Source organism: Burkholderia sp. ABCPW 111 (assembly GCF_000773065.1).
Classification (GTDB): domain Bacteria; phylum Pseudomonadota; class Gammaproteobacteria; order Burkholderiales; family Burkholderiaceae; genus Burkholderia; species Burkholderia savannae.
In genome coordinates this window covers 1-20,735 of sequence record NZ_JPWT01000085.1, presented here as the reverse complement: position 1 = coordinate 20,735, position 20,735 = coordinate 1, and the positions used below count along the sequence as shown (strand labels likewise).

General features: G+C 67.8%; 19 protein-coding genes. 5 read left to right on the top strand and 14 right to left on the bottom strand.

Going from position 1 to position 20,735, the window contains the following annotated elements:
• The first annotated feature begins 42 nt into the window (after positions 1-42).
• The gene (locus X946_RS19765; RefSeq protein WP_038751065.1) at positions 43-1,695 is read left to right on the top strand and encodes a phospholipase D family protein; all 1,653 of its coding nucleotides are present in this window, start codon (positions 43-45) and stop codon (positions 1,693-1,695) included.
• Positions 1,696-1,749: 54 nt separating this feature from the next.
• Here the strand turns inward: X946_RS19765 and X946_RS19760 are convergent, their stop codons facing one another.
• The 5 genes from X946_RS19760 to andAc all read right to left on the bottom strand — a co-directional run bounded on the left by X946_RS19760 (position 1,750) and on the right by andAc (position 5,717).
• Positions 1,750-2,166 (bottom strand): HIT family protein, encoded by a 417-nt coding sequence (locus X946_RS19760; RefSeq protein ID WP_038751023.1) that lies wholly within the window; start codon positions 2,164-2,166, stop codon positions 1,750-1,752.
• A 183-nt stretch (positions 2,167-2,349) separates the two neighbouring features.
• Positions 2,350-3,591, bottom strand: a complete 1,242-nt coding sequence (gene andAa, locus X946_RS19755) for an anthranilate 1,2-dioxygenase system ferredoxin--NAD(+) reductase (RefSeq protein WP_038751022.1) — start codon at positions 3,589-3,591, stop codon at positions 2,350-2,352.
• The gene (gene andAb / locus X946_RS19750) at positions 3,578-3,907 is read right to left on the bottom strand and encodes an anthranilate 1,2-dioxygenase ferredoxin subunit AndAb (protein WP_038751020.1); all 330 of its coding nucleotides are present in this window, start codon (positions 3,905-3,907) and stop codon (positions 3,578-3,580) included. Before andAb ends, andAa begins: the two co-directional genes overlap by 14 nt.
• Before the next feature lie 21 nt (positions 3,908-3,928).
• Entirely contained in the window at positions 3,929-4,426 is a 498-nt protein-coding gene (andAd, locus tag X946_RS19745; RefSeq protein ID WP_038751018.1) for an anthranilate 1,2-dioxygenase small subunit AndAd, read from the bottom strand.
• A 13-nt stretch (positions 4,427-4,439) separates the two neighbouring features.
• The gene (andAc, locus tag X946_RS19740; RefSeq protein WP_038751016.1) at positions 4,440-5,717 is read right to left on the bottom strand and encodes an anthranilate 1,2-dioxygenase large subunit AndAc; all 1,278 of its coding nucleotides are present in this window, start codon (positions 5,715-5,717) and stop codon (positions 4,440-4,442) included.
• 202 nt (positions 5,718-5,919) lie between these two features.
• Here andAc and andR point away from each other — a divergent pair, with 202 nt between their 5' ends.
• Positions 5,920-6,945, top strand: a complete 1,026-nt coding sequence (andR, locus tag X946_RS19735) for an anthranilate 1,2-dioxygenase regulatory protein AndR (RefSeq protein WP_038751014.1) — start codon at positions 5,920-5,922, stop codon at positions 6,943-6,945.
• A 37-nt stretch (positions 6,946-6,982) separates the two neighbouring features.
• On the opposite strand, the gene X946_RS19730 is transcribed toward andR, so the two are convergent.
• Entirely contained in the window at positions 6,983-7,870 is an 888-nt protein-coding gene (locus tag X946_RS19730) for a LysR family transcriptional regulator (RefSeq protein ID WP_038751012.1), read from the bottom strand.
• A gap of 89 nt (positions 7,871-7,959) precedes the next feature.
• On the opposite strand from X946_RS19730, the gene X946_RS19725 reads away from it, so the two are divergent.
• The 3 genes from X946_RS19725 to catC are packed head-to-tail and all read left to right on the top strand — an operon-like array spanning position 7,960 to position 10,357.
• A complete protein-coding gene (locus X946_RS19725; RefSeq protein ID WP_038751011.1) occupies positions 7,960-9,093 on the top strand; it encodes a muconate/chloromuconate family cycloisomerase in 1,134 nt (377 codons plus the stop codon).
• Between the two features lie 33 nt (positions 9,094-9,126).
• Positions 9,127-10,029: a catechol 1,2-dioxygenase gene (gene catA, locus X946_RS19720; protein ID WP_038751063.1), complete on the top strand. Its 903-nt coding sequence runs from the start codon at positions 9,127-9,129 to the stop codon at positions 10,027-10,029.
• 37 nt (positions 10,030-10,066) lie between these two features.
• Complete coding sequence (catC, locus tag X946_RS19715; RefSeq protein WP_038751009.1) at positions 10,067-10,357, top strand: muconolactone Delta-isomerase; 291 nt, start codon at positions 10,067-10,069, stop codon at positions 10,355-10,357.
• 262 nt (positions 10,358-10,619) lie between these two features.
• Here the strand turns inward: catC and X946_RS19710 are convergent, their stop codons facing one another.
• The 8 genes from X946_RS19710 to X946_RS19675 form a co-directional block, all read right to left on the bottom strand.
• A complete protein-coding gene (locus X946_RS19710; RefSeq protein WP_038751007.1) occupies positions 10,620-12,029 on the bottom strand; it encodes an efflux transporter outer membrane subunit in 1,410 nt (469 codons plus the stop codon).
• The gene (locus tag X946_RS19705; protein WP_038751005.1) at positions 12,026-15,211 is read right to left on the bottom strand and encodes an efflux RND transporter permease subunit; all 3,186 of its coding nucleotides are present in this window, start codon (positions 15,209-15,211) and stop codon (positions 12,026-12,028) included. The genes X946_RS19710 and X946_RS19705 overlap by 4 nt, the downstream gene beginning before the upstream one ends.
• A gap of 10 nt (positions 15,212-15,221) precedes the next feature.
• Positions 15,222-16,430, bottom strand: a complete 1,209-nt coding sequence (locus X946_RS19700; RefSeq protein ID WP_052145127.1) for an efflux RND transporter periplasmic adaptor subunit — start codon at positions 16,428-16,430, stop codon at positions 15,222-15,224.
• Between the two features lie 162 nt (positions 16,431-16,592).
• Complete coding sequence (locus X946_RS19695; protein WP_038751003.1) at positions 16,593-17,882, bottom strand: ATP-binding protein; 1,290 nt, start codon at positions 17,880-17,882, stop codon at positions 16,593-16,595.
• Positions 17,866-18,612: a response regulator gene (locus tag X946_RS19690; RefSeq protein WP_038751059.1), complete on the bottom strand. Its 747-nt coding sequence runs from the start codon at positions 18,610-18,612 to the stop codon at positions 17,866-17,868. Before X946_RS19690 ends, X946_RS19695 begins: the two co-directional genes overlap by 17 nt.
• 340 nt (positions 18,613-18,952) lie before the next feature.
• Positions 18,953-19,285 carry a cytochrome o ubiquinol oxidase subunit IV gene (gene cyoD, locus X946_RS19685; RefSeq protein WP_038751001.1) on the bottom strand — a complete coding sequence of 111 codons (333 nt, stop codon included), beginning with the start codon at positions 19,283-19,285 and terminating at the stop codon, positions 18,953-18,955.
• Positions 19,286-19,894, bottom strand: coding sequence for a cytochrome o ubiquinol oxidase subunit III (gene cyoC, locus X946_RS19680; protein ID WP_038750999.1), 609 nt, complete (start codon positions 19,892-19,894; stop codon positions 19,286-19,288).
• On the bottom strand, positions 19,894-20,735 hold an 842-nt coding region (locus X946_RS19675; RefSeq protein WP_038750997.1), incomplete at its 5' end, for a cbb3-type cytochrome c oxidase subunit I. The genes cyoC and X946_RS19675, both read right to left, overlap by 1 nt.

The following is a 20,735-nucleotide window of genomic DNA, read 5'->3' as shown; positions in this document are numbered from 1 at the left end:
ATTCGACGATCATCCAGACAGATGCCCGAAGGAGGTCTCAACGTGCCGGATCGTGCCGCCCGCCGCGGCTTGCCGCTGCACCGCCCCACCCGCTTCATGACGGCCGCCGCGTGCGCGCTCGTGGTGTGCGCGGCGCTCGGGCTCGCCGGCTGCGCGACGCATCCGCCCGCCACGGCGCTCGACCGCACGGTCTCCTACGCGTTGCCGCCCGGCACGTCGACGCCCCTCGCGGCCGCGCTCGCCACGCAAGCGCCGCTGCACCCGGGCGAATCGGGCTTTCTCGTGCTGCCGCGCGGCGACGAGGCGCTGCAGATGCGCATCGCGGTCGCGCGCGCGGCGACGAAGACGCTCGACATTCAGTACTACATCGCCGCCGAGGACACGACGGGCAAGCTGCTGCTCGGCGCCGCGCTGTATGCGGCCGACCGCGGCGTGCGCGTGCGGATGCTCGTCGACGATCTGAATTTCAAGGACGTCGACAAGCTGATGTCCGCGCTCGACGCGCACGCGAACCTCGAAGTGCGCGTGTTCAATCCGTTCGGCGCCGCACGCCGTGGGATGCTCGCGCGCACGACGAACCTCTTCACGCAGATCGACAATTTCACGCGCCGGATGCACAACAAGGCAATGATCGCGGACAACCAGATCGCGATCGTCGGCGGCCGCAATCTCGGCGACGAGTATTTCAACGCGAGCCCGACGCTGCAGTTCCGCGATCTCGACGTGCTCGCGGCCGGCCCCGTCACGCGCGACATTTCGGCGAGCTTCGACGCGTACTGGGCGAGCGCGCTCACGTATCCGCTGCCGGCGCTGAATCGGCGGCACTACGACGCGACCGATCTGGACGCGGCGCGCGAGGCGCTGCGGGCGCACTGGCGCGCGAACGCGACGCCGTACAACGCGAAGCCGCTGAACGCGACGCCGCTTTCCGCGCAGATCGCGCGCAGCGAACTCGGCCTCGTCTGGGCGAGCGCCGAGTTCACCGCCGATTCGCCCGACAAGATCGCCGCGCCAGACGACAGCTACAAAAGCCCGCCGATGCAGCGGCTCATCGCGCTGACGCGCGACGCGCAGCGCGAATTCCTCGTGCTGTCGCCGTATTTCGTGCCGCACAAGGCCGGCGTGAAGGCGCTCGGCCAGTTGACCGCGCGCGGCGTACGCGTAGCGATCCTGACGAATTCGCTCGCGGCGACGGATGCCGTCGCCGTGCAGGCCGGCTACGCGCCGTATCGCGTGCCGATGTTGCGGCACGGCGTCGAGCTGTACGAATACAAGCCGGATCAGGCACGCGCGCGCATCGGCATGCTCGGCTCGCGCTCACGCGCGAGCCTGCATGCGAAGGCGTACGTGATCGATCGGAAAATTCTCGTGATTGGCTCGATGAATCTCGATCCGCGCTCCGCGCACCTGAACACGGAGCTCGCGCTCGTGATTCACAGCCCGCAACTCGCGAACGAAGTCGCGAACCTGTTCGACGAAGTGACGAAGCCGGCGATCAGCTACCGCGTGACGCTCGCGCCCCACGCGCCGGATGCGCTCCAGACGGCGGGCGCGAGCGCGACGGCGTGGCCGCTCGTGTGGACCGAGGTCGCCGACGGCCGCGTGCGCACGTACAGCGTCGATCCGAACGCAGGCTTCTATCGGAACCTGCTGGCGGGGCTGTGCCTGCTGTTGCCGATCGACGATCAGCTTTGACGCGCGGCGCGGCGCAGCCCGTCGCCGCGCCGCGCCCGCCCGCGCATGTTGCGCTTACAACGCCGCGCGAATCCGCTCCGCCAGCGCTTGCAGTTCCGCCGCATCGGCCATCTCGCGCGCGTGCATCTTGAGCGGCTCGTCGGCCCAGCGCGGGATCACGTGGAAATGCACGTGCGGCACCGTCTGGCCCGCCGCCGCGCCGTTGAACTGGCCGATGAACAGCCCTTCCGGTTCGAGCGTCTTGCGCAGCGCGAGCGCGACGCGCTTCACCATCTTCATCGATTCCGCCGCCGCTTCTTCGGACAGCTCGTAGAACGTCTCCGCCGCCTCCTTCGGCACGACGAGCGCATGGCCCTTCGATTGCGGCATGATGTCCATGAACGCGAGCGTCGTGTCCGTTTCGCACAACCGGATGCACGGCACCTCGCCACGCAGGATCTTCGCAAAAATGTTCGATTGATCGTAGGCCATCAAAGTCTCCCGGCTCGCGAGCCTGTCTGTCGGATGTCAGTCAACACGCGATTCTTACCGCTCGCGCGCGAACGCGCAAGCGATACGGCGCGAGAAGGCGCACGCGCGCAAGCGTCCGGCGCTCGCACGCGTGCGTGACGGCATCGATCGGGCAGCCGTTCCGCAAGGCGCGGACGCTACGCGCTACGCACCGCGAGGCAACATCGAGCGCAACGCGGCGGACGGGTCCGCGAGGCGCGCGGGATCGAGCACGACGTTCGCCGTCATCAATCGGCGGCACGCGGCGATCTCGCGCCCCGCGTTGACGGCCGCGACCGCCTTCAGCTCGCCGCGCGCGTTCAGCGCGAACACGCAAAACGCGCCGTCGCGCTCGGGCGAGCCGCGCAGCACGAGCGTCTGCTCGCCGTCGAAGAGGCCGAGCGTCTGCAGGTTGCAGTCGTACTGATCGGACCACAGCCACGGCCATTCCGCGTAAGTCTCGGCGCCGCCGAGCATGTTCGCCGCCGCGACGGCCGGCTGGTTCTCCGCGACCTGCCACGACTCGATCCGCAGATCACGGCCGACGAGCGGATTGAAATGCCGCGTGACCTCGCCCGCCGCGAAGATCGCCGGATCGGCGGTGCGGCACCCGTCGTCCACGCAGATGCCGTTGTCGACGTCGAGCCCCGCCGCCTGCGCGAGCTCGACGTTCGGCACGACGCCGATGCCGGCCACGACCACGTCGGCCTCGACGTCGCCCGCGCTCGTCTCGACGACGGCCGCGCCGCTCGCGCAACGGCGGATGCGCTCGGGCAGCGCGGCGAGCCGCACGTCGACGCCGCGCCGCGCATGCAGCGCGAGCGCGAATGCACTGACGACTTCGGGCATTCCGCGCTGAAGCAGGCGCGGCGCGGGATCGATGACCGTCGCGCGGCAGCCGAGCCGCACGGCCGACGCGGCCACTTCGAGCCCGATGAAGCCGCCGCCCAGCACCACGACGCGCTTGCCCGGCGCGAGCGCCGCGCGCAACGCGCGCGTATCGGCGACCGTGCGCACGTAGTGAACAGGCACGCCGGCGTCGATCGGCCCGGCGAAGCGCCGAACGCGCGAGCCGGTCGCGATCAGCAAACGCGCGTAGCCGACGCTCGCGCCGTCGCTCAAGCGCACCCGCTGCGCGGCGCGCTCGATCGCGTCGACGCGCACGCCGAGCCGCAGCGCGATGTCGCGCTCGCGATACCACGCGGCGTCGCGCACGAACGCGCGGCGCTCGCCTTCGTCCGCTTCGACGAGCGCGTCCTTCGACAGCGCCGGCCGGTCGTACGGCAGCTCGGGCTCCGCGCCGATCATCACGATGCGCGCGGCCGGATCGCGCGCGCGCAGCGTCTCGGCCGCGCGCCGCGCCGCATGCCCGCCGCCCGCGATCAGATACGGATCATTCGTCGACATGGATCTCGACCTGTCCGTCGACGATGCGGATCGGATACGCGCGCACGGCTTCGGTCACCGGCGCGCATTTCGGCGCGCCCGTCCGGATGTCGAAGAGCCCCTGATGCAGCGGGCACTCGACGCAGCCGTCCTCGACGAATCCTTCGGACAACCGAGCATGCCCGTGCGTGCACAGGTCGTGCAGCGCGAACACGTCGTCGCCGATCCGAAACACCGCGACCGGCCTGTTGCCGACGACGCGCGCGGCCGGCTCGTCCGCCGAGAACTCGTCGAGTGCGCCGAGCGGATGCCACGCGGCGACGGTTTCGTTGCTCATGCTTCGAACTCCTGGTGAAAATCAGATCGGCGTCGCGAGCAGCGTCTGCACGCGCGACGTGTCGTAAATCACGCGCTTCTTCTTGTAGCGCAGCCCCTCGGCCGTGCGCACGACCGTGTCGTAATACTTGCCCGCCTGGTAGACGTTCGATTCGCCGTCGCTGCGCGTCTGCACGACGACGTAGCTGCTCTCCGTCTCGATCTCGCCGCCGTTCCCGCCGACGATCGTGAGCCCGGACGTCATGTGCCGGTACGTGTGCGCCTCGTAAATGTTCGCGTGGCGCAGCGATACGACGCGGTCGCGCAGCATCCGCCGGTTCGTGCAGTAGACGATGCCGATCGGCAAGCCCATGTCGGCGTTTTCCTTCGGAACGATCTCGTACAGGCAGTCTTCGGTGAAAAGCTCCGGCCACCGTTCGAGCCGATCGTTGTCGAGGTGGCCGATGTAACGGTCCTGCAGCATGTGCAGTTCGAACCAGGTGCGGATATCGCCGGTGATGTCGTCGGTGATGTCGGTCATGTTCGTCTCCCCTTCAATAGCCCATCAGCTTCTGGTAGCCGACCCAGAACTTGCGGATCAGGCTTTCGGTGATCGCCGTGTCCTGCTGGTCCGGATTGCCTCGCGACATCTCGATCACCGACGCCGCATCCGCGTCGCGCACCGTGCCGCGCTGCACGAGCTCGGTCGCCTCGGTGTCCTCCATCGAGATGTAGCCTGCGGGCCCGACGAGGTTCGCCTGCTTGATCCGCAATGCGCGCAGCTCGGGCGTGTCGTCCGCGTAGCCGAAGAAGTGGAAGATCAGCTCGAAGTTCTTCGGCCCTTTCGGCAGCAGCTGACGCGCGACGAGCGTGTTGTGGATCTGCTGGATCACGAGCTGCGGAAAGATCGGCTGGATGTGGTTCGTCGTGTCCTCGTCGTACTCGGACACGAGCGCGAGGATCGAATCGTCCTCGAGCGAGAAACCTTCGTCGAACGAACGGATGTTCTGCTGCTTGTATGCGCTCGCGGTGTCGGCGTCCTCGCGCGTCTTCGTCATCGTGATGATGCTGTGCAGGCCGTGCGTCGCATCGGGAATCGAGCGCGCCTTCATCCCGACGCGGAAGATGTTGAACGTCGTGTGAAACAGGTGCAGCATGCTCGCGTGATACGGGTCCTTCACGTTCTCGAAGTACAGCTTCCAGTTCGATTTCGAATACTGGCGCGTGCAGCCGAGATACTCGACCGGCTTATGGAAGATGCGGTCGATCCACGGGCGCATCTGCGCGCCGAGATAGTCGGGCAACGGCGCGACGTCGTCGCTGAACGTCGCGAACACGAGGCCCTTGTAGCTGTCGACGCGCAGCTTGCGCAGCCCGTGGTTTTTCGGATCGAAATCCGCGGGCATCCCGGTCATGCCCTTCTGGCCGCGCCGAAACGGCACGCCGAGCAGGTTGCCCTGATTGTCGAAGCTCCACTGGTGGTAGACGCACGTGTGCGAGCTCGCGTTGCCGCGCGCCTTGCGGCACACCTGCGCGCCGCGATGCGCGCAGCGGTTCACCCACACGGCGAGCGCGCCGTCCTCGCCTCGCGTGACGACGACGGGCGTGTCGCCGACGAACGTGCTCTTGAAGTCGCCAGGCTTCGGAATCTCCGCTTCGAGCGCGACGAAATTCCACGTCGGCCCGCGGAAGATCCGCTCCTGCTCGCGGTCGTACACCGCTTGCGAGCTGAACACCTTGTACGGCACGCGCGATCCGTCGTCGCGCGGGAATCGCACGTCGGACGAATCGGCGCGATTGATCAGCGATACTGGCGATTCGGTCGTTTCCATCGTTGTCTCCTGTCGATCGGAGCCAGCGCTTCAGCGCTCACTCCACTCCCATGCAAGATGCTTGCGGTTGAGGCGGACGACAATCCGCCTGACGAGACCGATTTTTGAAACGCTAGAATTCGCCGTCTATCCGGAAAGTGCGATTGCGGCGGCGCAGTATCCACTTCCGGCGGATTTCCGCGCTACGATGCGCGCATCAGACATGCCGCCCGGCCGACGAACGATATTCAGGATGCCGGCGCTTTGTGCGAGGCAGACGATCATGCCCCCGACCCCATTCGACCCGCTCGCGCTGCGCGAGCACCGGCTGTTCGAATCGCGCGACCTCGACGAGACGCGCGAGCGGATCTCGCGCGTGATGCAGCCGCATGCGCTGCTGCCGGACGGCACGCGCCATGGGCCGTCGCACATGGATTTCGTGCGGCTCGGCGGGCTTGGAATCGGAACCATTGCGTTCGGCGACGCGATGCGCGTGCGCATCGACGCGGTCGACGGCTACCACCTGCTGATGTTTTGTCTGACCGGCAGCGCGCAGGTCCGCACGATGGGCCGCGCGTTCGACGTCGATGCGCACACGGGCGTGCTGTGCGCGCCCGGCGAGCCGTTCGACGCGCATTTGTCCCGCGATTGCGAGCAGTTCGTCCTCCGTATCGATGCGGCGACGCTCGCCGCGCACGCGGGCGACGCGGCGGCGTCGCTCGACCCGGTGATCGGCGTCGACGATTCGGCGCTGAGCGCGTGGATGCAGCAGTTGAAGCTCGTCGCGCGCTCGCCCGAGCTGATCGCGAGCGCGAGCGCGAACCCGCGCGTCGCGGCCGCGCTCGAACAACTGCTGCTCGATCTGCTGATCGACGGCCATCCGCCCGCCGCCGCGCCCGTGCGGCGCGCCGATCCCGCGCCCGGCTTCGTGCGGCGCGCGCAGGAATTCATCGACGTCCAGTTCGCGCTGCCGCTGCAACTCGCCGACATCGCACAGGCGGCGGGCGTGCCCGAGCGCACGCTGCGCGACGGCTTCCTGCAGTTTCGCGGGATGAGCCCGATGCAGTACCTGCGCAAGCTGCGCCTCGACCGCGCGCGCGAACTGCTGCGCGCGGCGGGGCCCGACCGCCGGATCGCCGAGATCGCGCTCGACTGCGGATTCGCGCATTTCGGCCGCTTCGCGCTCGCATACCGGGAACGGTTCGGCGAACTGCCTTCCGCGACGCTCGCCGGCGAGCGCGACGCCTGATTCTTACGTTTCCCCTTCATCCGCGCGGCGCGCGGCGTCAGCGGCCCGCCATCAGCTCGCGCGCGAGCGAGCAGAACAGCGCGGTCGCGCGGCTTTCGTCGTGCAGCCGCCGGCTCAGGATGATCGGCGACGTCGCGACGGGCTCCGGCAGCCGCCGGTAGACGACGCCCTTCACCCTCACCCCTTCGACGCTCTCCGGCACGAGCGACACGCCCACTTGCGCGGCGACGAGCCCGAGCGCCGTCTGCAGCTCGCGCACCTCGTGCACCGCCGCGGGCGCGAGCCCGCCGTCGCGCAGCGCGGACAGCTGCTGATCGGCGAAGCTCGGCCGCGGCGTGCTCGGGTACACGATCAGCGTCTGCCCGGCGACGTCCGCGAGCGAGATCGGCGCATCCGGCGCGGCGAGCGGATGGCCGTGCGGCAGCGCCGCGATCAGCCGCTCCTCGACGAGCACCTCGCGCACGAGCTGGTCGTCGTCGAAACGCAGCCGGCCGAAGCCGATGTCGATACGCCCGCCCTTGAGCGCGCCCAGTTGCTCTAGCGTGAACATTTCGATCAGCGACAGCTCGACCGCCGGCGCGGCCTCGCGAAACGCGCGGATCACGTCGGGCAGCGCGCCGTACAGCGTCGACGGCACGAAGCCGATCACGATGCGCTCGGCCGCCTGCGCGAGCCGCCGCGTGAGCGGCGCGAGTTCGTCGGCCTGCTCGAGCACGCGCCGCGCCTGCGCGTACAGCACCCGCCCCGCGTCGGTCAGCTTCAGCGGCCGCGCGCCGCGCTCGAAGAGCGGCAGGCCGATCTCGTCCTCGATCAGTTGCAACTGGCGGCTGAGCGGCGGCTGCGTCATGTGCAGCCGCTGCGCGGCGCGCGTGATGTTCATCTCCTCGGCCACCGCGATGAAATACCGGAGCTGACGCAGTTCCATGCATACCTCGAAAGTATGGAAGTAGTCGGAAAGGGTGTTGGACGCCGCCGCGCGTTTGTTTCTACCATGTGTGCGACAGGAGGATTCCGATGATAGCAACAGGCATCACCATCGACCGCATCGAGACGCTGCTCGTCGACGTGCCGACGATCCGGCCGCACAAGCTGTCGGTTGCGACGATGAACCGCCAGACGCTCGTGCTCGTGCGCGTTCGATGCTCGGACGGTATCGAAGGCGTCGGCGAAGGCACGACGATCGGCGGTCTCGCGTACGGCGAAGAAAGCCCCGAGAGCATCAAGACGAACGTCGACACCTATTTCGCGCCGCTGCTGCAAGGCGCGGACGCGACCCGTCCGGGCGCCGCGATGGCGCACGTGCGCAAGCTGTTCCAGGGCAACCGCTTCGCGAAATGCGCGCTCGAGACGGCCCTCTTCGACGCGCAGGCGCGCCGTCTCGGCGTGCCGCTCTCCGAACTGTTCGGCGGCCGCGCGACCGATGCGCTCGACGTCGCATGGACGCTCGCGAGCGGCGACACCGGCCGCGACATTGCGGAGGCCGAAGCGATGCTCGAGGCGCGCCGCCATCGCGCGTTCAAGCTGAAGATCGGCGCGCGCGCGGTGGCCGACGACGTCGCGCACGTCGTCGCGATCAAGCGCGCGCTCGGCGAGCGCGGCGACGTGCGCGTCGACGTGAACCAGGCGTGGACCGAAAGCGAGGCGGTGTGGGCGGGCGCAAGGCTCGCGCAAGCCGGCGTGAGCCTCGTCGAGCAGCCGATCGCCGCCGCGAACCGCGCGGGCCTCAAACGCCTGACCGCGCTCGCGCACATTCCGATCATGGCCGACGAGGCGCTGCACGGCCCCGTCGATGCGTTCGCGCTCGCGCGCGACCGCGCGGCCGACGTGTTCGCGGTGAAGATCGCGCAATCGGGCGGCCTGCAAGGCGCGGCCGCCGTCGCCGCGATCGCGGCCGCGGCCGGCATCGAGCTGTACGGCGGCACGATGCTCGAAGGCGCGGCCGGCACGATCGCGTCGGCGCAGCTCTTCAGCACGTTCGGCCCGCTCAAGTGGGGCACCGAGCTGTTCGGCCCGCTGCTGCTGACCGAGGAGATTCTCGTCGAGCCGCTGCGCTACGCGGATTTCAAGCTGCACCTGCCGGCCGCCCCCGGCCTCGGCATCACATTCGACTGGGCCCGCATCGAGCGGATGCGACGCCGGGCCCGCTGACCACGCCATCATTCTTTGATATTGGAGACGCAGATGAACAAGGAAGCCATCGACGCCCTGCTGAAGTCGTTCGACGACGCCGCGACGAAGCCCGGCAACCCGCGCGTGCGCGCGATCGTCAATCGGATCGTGAAGGATCTGTTCCACACGATCGAGGATTTCGACGTGCAGCCGAGCGAGTTCTGGACCGCGCTCAACTACCTGAACGAAGCGGGCAAGGAATTCGGCCTGATCGCAGCCGGCCTCGGCTTCGAGCGCTTCCTGGACGTGCGGATGGACGAAGCCGAAGCGAAAGCGGGCCTGCAAGGCGGCACGCCGCGCACGATCGAAGGGCCGCTGTACGTCGCGGGCGCGCCGGAATCGGTCGGCCACGCGCGGCTCGACGACGGCACCGATCCGGGCCAGACGCTCGTAATGCGCGGCCGCGTGCTCGGGCAAGACGGCGCGCCGCTCGCGAACGCGCTCGTCGAAGTGTGGCACGCGAACCATCTCGGCAATTATTCGTACTTCGATCCGTCTCAGCCGGCGTTCAATCTGCGCCGCTCGATCCGCACCGGCGCCGACGGCCGCTACAGCTTCCGCAGCGTGCTGCCCGTCGGCTACAGCGTGCCGCCCGGCAGCAAGACCGAGCAGTTGCTCGACCAGCTCGGCCGCCACGGGCACCGCCCCGCGCACATCCACTTCTTCGTGTCCGCGCCGGGCCATCGCAAGCTGACGACGCAGATCAACATCGAGGGCGATCCGCACATCTGGGACGACTTCGCGTTCGCGACACGCGAGGGCCTGATTCCGAAGATCGAGCAGGCCGAAGGCGCGCAAGGCAAGCCGTACGGCGTCGACGGCCGGTTCGCGCTGATCGATTTCGATTTCTCGCTGACGCCCGAGCGCGGCGACGTGCCGGCGAGCGAAGTCGAGCGCGTTCGCGCGCAAGCGTGACGGGCGTCGCGATCACGTTCAACACAAGGAGCGAGCCATGCTGTTTCATGTGGAAATGACCGTCAACCTGCCCGTCGACATCGATCCGGTGAAGGCGGCGAGCCTGAAGTCGGAAGAAAAGGAAATGGCGCAGCGGCTGCAGCGCGAAGGCGTGTGGCGGCACCTGTGGCGCGTCGCGGGCCGCTACGCGAACGTCAGCATCTTCGACGTCGAGAGCCCCGCGCACCTGCACGACGTGCTGAGCCAATTGCCGCTGTTCCCGTACATGCAGATCGACGTGCGCGCGCTGTGCCGTCATCCGTCGTCGATCCGCGACGACGATCGCTGAGCGGCGGCGCACCTCTTCGCAATGCGCCGCCCCGACGAAAACGCCGCCCGTCGCCAGGCGGCGCGCATCGCTCGATCGCTGCCGCCCGGCTCGCTCGTCGGAGACTTACGCGCGTGCGATGCCGCCCGCGCATCCGCTGAGGCGCGCCGCCCAGATTGAGCCGATCGCCCGCCGATGCGCCTGCTCATTCGCCTGCTCATTCACCGACCAACTCGCCTCGACACGACGACGCCGACATCCCCGAGCGTCGCATTCCGCCGCGCTACCCGCTGCGCCCCGGCGCCGACCAGCCGCCGCCGAGCGCCTTGTACAGCGTGATCAGGTTCGACTGCTTCGCCAGCAGATCCGTGACGAGCTGCTGTTGCGCAGTGTACAGCGTACGCTGCGCGTCGAGCAGCGTGAGGAAGCTGTCGGTGCCATTCCGGTAGCGCGCCTGGGCAAGCGCGTAGTATTCCTGCGCCGACGCGACGTATTCGCGGTCGGCCGCCACCTGCTCGACATAGGTCTCGCGCCCGACAAGCGCATTCGCGACTTCCTTGAACGCGGTCTGGATCGCCTTCTCGTAGTCGGCGATGTCGATGTCCTTCTCGATCTTCGCGACGTCGAGCGACGCCTTGTTGCTGCCGTAATCGAAAATCGGCATCGTGATCGTCGGCGCGAACGTCCATGCGCCGCTGCCCGCCTTGAATAGGCCCGACAGGCTGCTGCTCGACGTGCCCGCCGACGCGGTCAACGCGATCTTCGGGAAGAACGCCGCGCGCGCCGCGCCGATATTCGCGTTCGCGGCCTTCAGCGTGTGCTCGGCCTCGACGATGTCCGGCCGGCGCGCCAGCAGGTCCGACGGCACGCCCGCGCCGATATCCTCCAGCAGGCTCCGGCTCTCCAGCGTCCCGGCGGGCGGCAGATCGTCGGGCAGCGGACAGCCGATCGCCGCGACGAGATTGTTGAGATCCTGCTCGACCGCGCGCGTGTAGGACGCGAGGCTCGCCCGCGCGCTCGCGAGCGAGTTCTGCGCCTGCCGAACGTCCTGCAGCGACGCGTTGCCGATCTTCATGCTCGCCATCGTCAAATCGAGCGTCTGCCGATCGGCGGCCACCGTGTCGGCGGCGATCTTCAACAGCGCGCCGTCCGCGAGCCATTGCAGATAATCGGTCGCCACCGTCGCGATCAGACTGATCTGCGTGCTCGTGCGCGACGCGTCGGTCGCGAGATACTGTTCGAGCGCCTGCCGCTTCAGGCTGCGCAGCCGCCCAAAGAAATCAATCTCCCAAGACGTGGTGCCGACACTCACGCTGCTGGAGCCGAGACCGGACTCCGTGCCGAGCGCGCGCTCGCGCGTGAGCGAGCCGGACGCGTCGATCGCCGGCGCGAGATTCGCCCGTGCGATCCGGTACTGCGCCTCGTATTCGGCGACGTTCAGCGCGGCGACGCGCAAATCGCGGTTATTGTCGAGCGCGAGCGCGATCAGCCGCTGCAGCCGCGCGTCCTTGAAGAAATCGCGCCAGCCCACGTCGGCCGCGAGCGGCGCCTGCGCCGTACGCGACACCGCGGCATCGGATGCGTACGCCGGCCACGCCGCTTCGACGGGCGACGCGGGACGCTGATACGCGGGATCGAGCGAACAGGCGCTCAGCGCGATCGCGCAGGCCAGACTCAAAGTCTTGAATTTCATGCTTCGCCCTCGCCGGCCTGTTGCGTGTCGCTCGAATGGCCGTGCTCGCCGAACAACCTGCGCACGACGACAAAGAAAATCGGCACGAAGAAGATCGCGAGCGCCGTCGCGGCGACCATCCCGCCCGTCACGCCCGTGCCGATCGCACGCCGGCTCGCCGAGCCCGCGCCCGTGCTGATCACGAGCGGCAGCACGCCGAACACGAACGCGAGCGACGTCATCAGGATCGGCCTCAGCCGCATGTGCGCGGCTTCCAGCGCCGCGTCGATCAACCCGCGCCCTTCCGCCTGCAGATCCTTCGCGAATTCGACGATCAGGATTGCGTTCTTCGTCGACAGCCCGATCGTCGCGAGCAGCCCGACCTTGAAATAGATGTCGTTCGACAGCCCGCGCAGATGCGCGCCGAGCAACGCGCCCAGGACGCCGAGCGGCACCACCAGAATCACCGCGAGCGGCACGGACCAGCTCTCGTAAAGACCCGCCAGGCACAGAAACACGACGATCAGCGAGATCGCGTAAAGATAGACCGCCTGCGATCCGGCGAGCCGCTCCTGATAGGACTGGCCGGTCCATTCGACGCCGAACCCGGCCGGCAACTGCTTCGCGAGCCGCTCGACGGCCGTCATCGCCTGCCCCGTGCTCGCGCCCGGGCCGGTCTGCGCGGACATTTCCATCGCGAGCGTGCGGTTGTAGCGCTCGATCTGCGGCGGCCCGAACGTCCAGCGGCTCGTCGAGAACGCGGAGAACGGCACCATCGATCCGTCGTAATTCGTCGCCCCCGATGACGTGGAAGACGAAGACGAGGACGACGACGAAGCCTTCACGTACCATTGATCGATGTCGGCGGGCATCATCCGGAAGGGCGCGTCGGCCTGCACGTAAACCTTCTGAATGCGCCCCGTATCGACATAGTTGTTCACGTAGGTCGAGCCGAACGCGGTCTGCAACGTGCCGTCGACGTCCGAGATCGACAGCCCGAGCGCGCTTGCCTTCTCGCGATCGATGTCGATGTGGAACTGCGGCGCATCTTCGAGGCCGGACGGCCGCATCAGCGCGAGCGCCGGGTCCTTCGCAGCCAGCGCCATCAGCCGGTTGCGCGCGGCGAGCAGCTTGTCGTGCCCCTGTCCGCCGCGATCCTCGAGCTCGAAATCGAGGCCGCTCTGCGTGCCGAGGTCGTGAATCGCGGGCGGATTCATCACGAACACCTGCGCATCGCGTTCCTTCGCGAAATGCGCGTTCGCGCGCGCGATGATCGCGGTGGCCGTCTGGCCGGACGCGGTCCGCACGCTCCAGTTCTTCAGCGAAACGAATGCGAGCGCGTTGTTCTGGCCTTGTCCGTTGAAGCTGAAACCGTTGACCGTGATCATCTGGTCGACCGACGGTTCGTCCTTCAGGAAGTAGCGTTCGACCCGCTCGACCGTCTTCAGCGTTTGCCCGGCAGGCGTGCCGACCGGCGTCGAGATCGACACGAGGAAATAGCCCTGGTCTTCGTCCGGCAGATACGACGACGGCAGCTTGACGTAAAGCCATGCAACGAGCGCGCCGATCAGCGCGTAGACGATCAGGTAGCGCCCCGGCCGGCCGACCATCCGCACGAGCGTCGCGCTATAGCGAGCGTTGCCGGCCGCGAACGCGCGATTGAACCAGCCGAGGAAACCGCGCCGCGCGTGATGCTCGACGTCGGCGCGCTTGAGCAGCGTCGCGCACAGCGCGGGCGTAAGCGTCATCGCGAGCACGACCGACAGCGCCATCGCCGCGACGATCGTGATCGAAAACTGCCGGTAGATCGCCCCCGTCGATCCGGAAAAGAACGCCATCGGAATGAACACGGCGGTCAGCACCGTCGTGATGCCGACGAGCGCACCCGTGATCTGTCCCATCGCCTTGCGGGTCGCGTCCTTCGGTCCGAGCTTCTCCTCGGCCATGATCCGCTCGACATTCTCGACCACGACGATCGCGTCGTCGACGAGCAGGCCGATTGCGAGCACCATGCCGAACATCGACAGCACGTTGATCGAGAAGCCGACTGCGGCCATCACCGCGAACGTGCCGAGCAGCGCGACCGGCACGACGATGGTCGGGATCAGCGTCGCGCGCACGTTCTGCAGGAACAGGTACATCACGAGGAACACCAGCACGACCGCCTCGACGAGCGTCTTCAGCACCTCCTCGATCGAGATCCGCACGAACGGCGTCGTATCGTACGGATACGTGATTGCGAGGTCATTCGGCAATTGCGGCTTCAGCTCATCGATCTTCGCGCGTACGGCGGTCTCGACCGTCATCGCGTTCGCGCCCGTCGCGAGTTTGATCGCGAGCGCGGCGGCCGGCTTGCCGTTCAGCCGCGACGACGTATCGTAGCTGTCGCCGCCCACTTCGACGCGCGCGACGTCCTTCAATCGCACTTTCGAGCCGTTGGCGTTCACGCGCAGCAGAATGTCGCCGAATTGCTCCGGCGTGGTCAGGAGGCTGGCGGCGGAAATCGTCGCGTTGAGCGCCTGCGCGTCGGTGGCGGGCGCGCCGCCCAACTGCCCGACCGACATCTGCACGTTCTGGTTGGTGATCGCTGTCGTCACGTCGGATGTTGCGACGCCAAAGCCATGCATCTTCACCGGATCGAGCCAGATCCGCATCGCATGTTGCGCGCCGAACAGCGTGACGTCGCCGACGCCGCTTACCTGCGTGAGCTGATCCTCGAGCTGCGTCGCGATCACGTTGCCGAGATCGATCGAATCGAGGCTGCCGCCCGGCGACGACAATGCGACGATCATCAGGAAATCGCTCGCCGATTTCGCGACCTGCACGCCCTGCTCCTGCACAGTCTGCGGTAGCGACGACGTCGCCTGGCTGACCTTGTTCTGCACCTGCACCTGCGCGATGTCGGGATCGGTGCCGGGCTGGAACGTCAGCGTGATCGTCGCCTGGCCGGCCGCGCTGCTCTTCGAAGACAGGTACAGCAGATTGTCGATGCCGCTCAGCTTCTGCTCGATCACCTGCGTGACGGTGGCCGCGATCGTCTCGGCGGATGCGCCGGGATAGGTGGCCGTGATCTGCACCGAAGGCGGCGCAATGCTCGGATACTGCTCGACCGGTAGTGTCGTGACCGACGCCGCGCCGATCATCATCACGACGATCGCCATCACCCACGCGAGAATCGGACGGTTGATGAAGAAGCTCGCCATGCCGCCCCCCTCAGTGTGCCGCCGACGCCGCGGTTGCGGCGGACGTGTCGTCGCCGGCGATCCGGACCGGCGTTCCGCTACGCACCTGCTGCAATCCGCTGACGATCACGCGATCGCCCGCCTTCAGCCCCTGTGTGACGATCCATTGATCGCCGTATGCGGTGTCGGCCTTCACCGCCGCCTGCTTCGCGTTGCCTTTCTCGTCGACCACGAATACCGTCGCGCCGCCATCCGATCTGCGCGTCACCGCGAGCTGCGGCACGAGCAGCGCATGATCGTCCGTGCCCTCGTCGAGCCGCGCGCGTACGAACATGCCGGGCAGCAGCGCGTGGTCCGGATTCGGAAAGATCATCCGCAGCGTCACGGAGCCTGTTGTCGCATCGACCGTAATGTCCGAGAACTGCAGCGTGCCGGCTTGCTCGTACTCCGCGCCGTCTTCGAGCAAGAGCTTGACGGCCGCACCGCTCCCCGCCGTTTTCAGCCTGCCCGACGCGAACGCGCGGCGCAGCTTCAGCCAATCGGCGCTCGCGCGGGACACGTCGAGATACATTTCGTCGATCGCCTGGATCGTCGCCAGCGCAGTCGTCTGATCCGCCGTGACGAGCGCCCCTTCGGTGACGCTCGACGCGCCGATCCGCCCCGACACGGGCGCGACGATCCGCGTGTAGCCGAGGTTGACGCGCGCGGATTCGAGCGACGCCTGATCGGCGATCACGTCGGCGGCGTCCTCGCGCACGGCCGCGACCGCGTCGTCGTAATCCTGCCTGCTGACCGCGTTGATCTTGACCAGTTCCGCGTAGCGATCGGCCTTGGTCTTCGCCGACGCGAGCGTCGCCTGCGCCTTCGCGAGCGTGCCGCGCGCCTGATCGTATGCGGCCTGATAGGTCGCCGGATCGATCTGGTACAGCACCTGCCCCGCCTTCACGTCCGAGCCTTCGGTGAAGAGCCGCTTGCGGACGATCCCGCCGATCTGCGGTCGCACCTCGGCGACCTTGATCGCGGACAACCGGCCCGACAATTCGGTGTGCTGGACGATGGACTGCTCGGCTAGCGTCACCACGCCGACTTCGACAGCCGCGGTGCCTGCGCCGGACGCCCCGCGCTGGCCGCACCCCGCTTGCAACGAGACGGCCAGGACGACGAGCGCGAGCGACGCACGCCGGTGCAACGGGCGCGCCGGTGCGCGCGGACGATCGGATGGAATGGGTAGGCGGTTCATGGCTTCTCGTCAGCTCCGTGTCGGTTCCGCCGCACGCGCGACGGCGCGCGCCGAAAGTAGCCGGTGCACGGCGGAACAGGAAACCACGAGCGTAAGGAAATGCCCCTTACGGGTGCTTAGCGCCGCATTACAGCGTGTAACGGACGTCAGGAAATGCGTCGTTCAGCGCCCCAAATCGTCGGGATGCGTGATCGCGCCGCGCGACGGGAGCGGGAAGGTCATCGTCGCGACGAAGCCGCCGTCGGGCGCGTTGCACGCGGCGAGCGCACCGCCGTGATAGCGGACGAGCCGCCTGACGATTGCAAGGCCGAGGCCGCAATGCGCATCGCCGCCGCGCGCGGCGTCGAGCCGAACGAACGGACGCAGCGCGCGTTCGAGCTGCGCGGGTGGAATGCCTGCGCCGTGATCGCGCACGCTCAGCACGTAGCCGCCGGCCGTCGCGCGCGTCGCGATCTCGACGGGCGGCTCGCCGTAGGTGAGCGCGTTCTCGATCAGGTTCGACAAGATCCGGTCCAGATCGACGAGCGGCAGGCCGAAGCCGTCGCCCGCGCGCAGGTCGAGCGTCAGCAGCGCATCTTCGCCCAGGCTGTCGCCGTAATGCTGACGGCAATGCGCATCGACGTTCGCGACCGGCGACGCGTCAGCGGCATCCCGCGCGAAGTCGAGGAACTGCGTGACGATCCGCGACAGCGATTGCGCGTCGCGCAGGAAGCCCGTGCGATTCGCCTCGTCGGGCAGCAGATCCGCGCGCACCTGCATTCGCGTGATCGGAGCGCGCAGGTCGTGCGCGAGCCCCGCCAGCATCACCGAGCGCTCCTGCTCCGTCTGCGCCAGTTCGCGCACCATGTCGTTGAAGTCGCCGATCAGCTCCTTCACCTCGCGCGGCCCGCTCTCCCGCACGACAGGCGGCCGGTGGCCGAGCCGATACTCGCGGGCTGCCTGCGCGAGCCGCCTGAGCGGCCGCTGCAAGTGCCATGCGCCGAGGACGGCCAGCGCGATCGCCAGCAGCACCGCCAGCGACGACATGCCGATGAAGCGGGCAAACGACGGCATTGCGCTCGTCATCGTCACCCAGTAATGATCGTCCGGATAGCGCACCCACAGCGTGTTGGTGCCTTTGTCGGCGACGACGTGCGAGCCGGGCGGAAGCTGGCGGCGCAGATCGCGCTCGAACGGCCCGTTCGTATCCACGCACGACGCGGGACAACCATATGCCGCCGCGTCGCCGACGTTGACGAACGATGCGCCGAGCGTCGAGCTGACGGCGCGCCCCAGTTCGCCGCCCGTCGTGCGCGACTGCACCGACAGCGCGACTACACGCCGCGTCTGGTCCACCGCGAGCGCGAAGCGCTCGCGGTCCACCAGCACGATGCCGAGCACGTGAACCGCGACGATGAGTCCCATCGTCATCAGCGCGAGGCGGACGAACAGCGTGTCAGCGGGATTCTTCATCGTCGCCGCCGCTCGCGCCGCCCGGTACGAACATGTAGCCCGCACCGCGCATCGTCCGGATATGGTGCGGCTGCGCGGGATCGTTTTCCAGCAGGCGGCGCAGGCGCCACACCGGCACGTCGATGCCGCGCTCCGTCAGATCGGAATACGGGCCGTGCAACAAGTCGAGCAGCCGCGCGCGCGACAGCGTCTCCATCGGATGCAGCGCGAACGCTTCGAGCAACGCGTATTCGCTGCCCGTGAGCTTCACCGGATCGCCGTCTCGCAGCAGCGCCCGCGCGGCGAAATCGAGCCGAAACCGGCCGAACCGCAGCGGCGCCCGCGGCTCTGCGCCCCGCCCCTGCGCGCGCGGCGGCGCTTGCCGGCGCAGCACCGCCTGAATCCGCGCAAGCAGTTCCTGCGGCATGAACGGCTTGCCGAGATAGTCGTCCGCGCCGAGCTCCAGCCCGACCACCCGGTCGACGCCGTCCGCGCGCGCGGTCAGCATGATGACGGGGATCGTGTCGCCGCTCGCGCGTAACTGCTTGAGCGCCGTCAGCCCGTCGACGCCCGGCATCATCAGGTCGAGCACGATGATCGACGGCCGCTCTCGTTCAAGTCGGCGCGCGAGCCCGGTGGCGTCATGGAGAACCGAGACGGCGATGCCGCGTTGCTGGAAGAACGTTCTCAGCAGATCGCGCAGCGCGGCGTCGTCGTCGATCAGCAGGATCTGAAGGGACGTATCGTGCATGGTCGTGAGCACAAGATGGCGGCAAACGCACAAGGCCGCGAACCCGCGCCGCTTCCCGCCGCGCCGGTAGCCGGCCTTCTGACCCGGCGACTATAGCGAAGAACGCGCGCCGATCGGTTGCCGGTCCTTTGCGATTCTTACCGTTCATTACGGCGCAGTATCGCATGCATGCCCCGCGCGCACCGGGCACGCAAAAAAGCCGCCCCGATGTGAAGCGCCCCCAAAAAGTTGGATCGGTGTCCAATTCTTGCGGGACGATTCGGAAAAAAGGCGGCTTCTCCACGAGCCGACCGGCGCGGCCCCATGCTCATCGGCCGTTCGGCGCCTGCCGCGGCTGCCGTCAGCGCGACATCATGTTCATGCCGACATTGTGCATGACCCAAAGCGTGCCGACGATCAGGATCGCCGCCGTCAGCACCGTGTAGCTGAACGCCATCACGTTCCAGCGCTGGCTGGACGATCCGTTCATGTGCAGGAAGTAGACGAGGTGCACGACGATCTGCACGAACGCGAGCACCGCGAGCGAGATCAGCGACGCGTGCGACGACAGCGCGCCGCTCAGCACGAGCCCGAACGACGCGGCCGTCAGCAGCACCGACAAAATGAATCCGGCGACGTAGCCGCCCACCGTGCCGTGCGCCTCGCCTTCATGAGAGAGATGGGTGTCGGCCATTTAGATCACGCTCGCGAGATAGACAAAGGAAAACACGCAGATCCAGACGATGTCGAGGAAGTGCCAGAAGAGGCTCAGGCAGGTGAGCCGGCGGATGTCCCGCTCGGTCAGCGCCGGGCGGCGCATCGCCTGGAACGCGAGCACGGCCATCCACAGCAGGCCGATCGCGACGTGCAGCCCATGCGTGCCGACGAGCGTGAAGAACGACGACAGGAACGCGCTGCGCTGCGGCCCCGCGCCTTCGGCGATCATGTGCGAGAACTCGCGCAGCTCGAGGCCGAGGAACGCCGCGCCGAGCGCGAACGTCACCGCGAGCCAGCCGAGCAGCGCGCCGCGGCGGCCGCGCTGCGCGCCGATCATCGCGAAGCCGTACGTGATGCTGCTCGTGAGCAGCAGCGCGGTCTCGAGCGCGACGCCCGGGATGTCGAACAGGTCGACGGCGGTCGGGCCGCCCGCGAACTGGTGCGCCATCACCGCGAACACGGCGAACAGCGCGGCGAAGATCACGCAGTCGGTCATCAGGTACAGCCAGAAGCCGAACACCGAATGCGACGGCGGATGATCGTGCGCATCCAGATGACGAGCGGCGCTCGCGGATTGATACGACATCAGTTTGCCTCCAGTTCGACTTGCGCCGGCCGCGCGACGAAGCGCGCGCCGCCGCGTTTTTCCTCGATCTTGCGCACGGCTTCGGCCGGGATGTAATAGCCGTCGTTGTCGCTCGCGCTATGCGCGATCACCGTCGCGACGATGCCGACGAGCGCCGCGATCGCGAGCCACCAGATGTGCCATACCGCCGCGAAGCCGAGCACGAGGCTGAACACGCCGACGAACAGTCCCGCGCTCGTGTTCGACGGCATGTGGATGTCGCGATACTCCGCCTGCTTGCCGATGCCGAGGCCGCGCTCCTTGCGGTACGCGAATTCGTCGAGCGCGTGCACGCGCGGAATCGTCGCGAAGTTGTACGCGGGCGGCGGCGACGACGTCGCCCATTCGAGCGTGCGGCCGCCCCACGGGTCGCCCGTGAGATCGCGGTTCTCGGGCTGCTTGCGATCGCGCAGGCTGACGACCAGTTGCAGAAGCTGGCACGCGATGCCGATCGCGATCAGCGCGGCGCCGCATGCGGCGACGATGAGCCACGGATGCCACGCGGGGTTGTCGTAATGATTCAGGCGGCGCGTCATGCCCATGAAGCCGAGCACGTAGAGCGGCACGAACGCGACGTAGAAGCCGACCTGCCAGAACCAGAACGCGGCCCGGCCGAGCTTCTCGTTCAGCTTGAAGCCGAACACCTTCGGGAACCAGTAGTTGAAGCCCGCGAGATAGCCGAACAGCACGCCGCCGATGATCACGTTGTGGAAGTGCGCGATCAGGAACAGGCTGTTGTGCAGCACGAAGTCCGCGCCGGGGATCGCCATCATCACGCCCGTCATCCCGCCGAGCGTGAACG